This window comes from Aeromonas sp. 600276, from assembly GCF_049175815.1.
GTDB classification, from domain to species: domain Bacteria; phylum Pseudomonadota; class Gammaproteobacteria; order Enterobacterales; family Aeromonadaceae; genus Aeromonas; species Aeromonas dhakensis.
The window spans coordinates 1-1,859 of record NZ_JAAKVU010000039.1 but is presented as its reverse complement, the minus strand read 5'-3'; the positions used below and the strand labels follow the sequence as shown (position 1 = coordinate 1,859).

At 32.9% G+C, this 1,859-nt stretch carries 1 protein-coding gene; it reads left to right on the top strand.

What is annotated here, in order from left to right:
* The first annotated feature begins 184 nt into the window (after positions 1 to 184).
* Positions 185 to 553 (top strand): hypothetical protein, encoded by a 369-nt coding sequence (locus tag G5134_RS21180; protein WP_219325882.1) that lies wholly within the window; start codon positions 185 to 187, stop codon positions 551 to 553.
* Positions 554 to 1,859: the final 1,306 nt, after the last annotated feature.

Sequence of the window (1,859 nt, the reverse complement as noted above, 5' to 3'; positions counted from 1 at the left end):
AAGGAAGTGCGCACTAAAGTAGCGTAAACAAGACACCGGTTTGAGGCCGGTGTCAGGTGATAACTAGATCTGTACAACAGGACGTTGGAATACCGAACGCGCATGATGATAATATTAATAAGATATGCAGAAATTATATATCAAAAATAAAACCAAAGATAAGTAATTTACTAAAGGAAGGGGAATGAGAACATCATATGTAATTATTGTTTTTTCTAATATTGCAATCGCTGGTGATAACTTGCAATGTTATGATTATTTGGCCGATGCAGTACGTAGTAGTAATTATGAATTTATATATGCCACCTCTAAAGATGTAAATGTTGTTATAGATTCAGATAATGGCAAGGAAGTCAGTATGCAGTTAAGTTATGATACTGATGGCAGTGGTAGTATTGGATGGGCCACATATATTTATTCTGATGCTTCATTATGGAATGCATCTGCTTACCTTGAGGACAAGATAAAGCTGAAATATGATGAGTCAATAAAAAGTAAGTTGCAGAAATTTTTTGATGTACATGCTCCTTTACAGCGGAAAAGTGATAATTAATATGGCCTTTATTATGGTAATTTTTATAAGTGGCATAAAATACATAGTAGATTGCGCAGATCTGGTTATCACCTGGCACCGGTCTCAGGCTGGTTTCTTTTCATTCTTTCTCCGCGTTTACAAGCATTTTCTAGAATATAAATTCAAAGACATTTTCGTAAGGTGGAGGAAAAAAAGCCTTAGTTATATGGTGGCTAAAATGCTTGTTTAGCATTGTGATCTTTAAAAGAGAGATTTATTGTTAAGCGCTATCTACTTGTATTCTGTATTTTATTAGTGTGTGCTTGTTTTTCTGAAAATATCAAAACAAATGAAATACTAATGCAGTTAAATATCTTTGTCATTTAAAGTGGTTTTATAAAACCAATCATATATGTTCTGCATGCTAAGGATAATTAATGAAAAATATTCTCTGTGTCGTCTTTTTTATTTTTCCTTTTAGTGGGATAGCCGCATGTGAAAACATAATATTTAATGACATACAGAAGGATGAAGAAGTTTTTTATGAGGTGTCAAATGTTGTCGTCACCTCGAAAGGTCGCACTTTTTTTATGACCTTCCTCTTGATGAGTGTAATTCTAAAAAATTCATTATTAATGGCGACAAGGCAATTTCATATGCATCATATAATGGATTTCAATATGTTGGTTATCTAGACCGGAAAGGTGAGGTTCATACAGGGTGGGTTGATTCAACCCGTATCACCAAAAAAGAAAAACCACCTGAGGATTTAAAAGTTAAAAAAAGCGATTTTGCTATACACTTTAATGGTTATGATATAAAAGTTGGTGGTGATTACAGTGAAGTTATCGGAGCTTTTAATGGATTCACCGAAATAGATAGTGAAAATGGTTTTGCCGATGTATTTAAAAATATTGATGGCGTAGATTATAAATTTTATCCTCATGACTTTGGTTTCATATATATAGAGTCATCAAACCTTGACTATAATAAATTAAAAAGAGACTTTGATGATTATAGGATAACTAAAGTCATTCTTAAGAAAGATGTGGGGTTTAGTAGTAGAGGGATCTATGTGGGAAGCAAAATGCTTGATGTCATAAAAGTATATGGTGTACCTGCATCTAAGAAAGATGATGTTTTTACATATATACGTGATAACTACATGATGAAGTTTTTTGGTTCTGAAGTAGTCAATGAAATAGAGATATCTATCAATTCAATGTAAAAAATTTTAATTAGTATCTATATTCAGCTCTACTTATTACTTGTACAGATCTAGTTATCACCTGACACCGGCCTCAAACCGGTGTCTTGTTTACGCTACTTTAGTGCGCACTTCCTT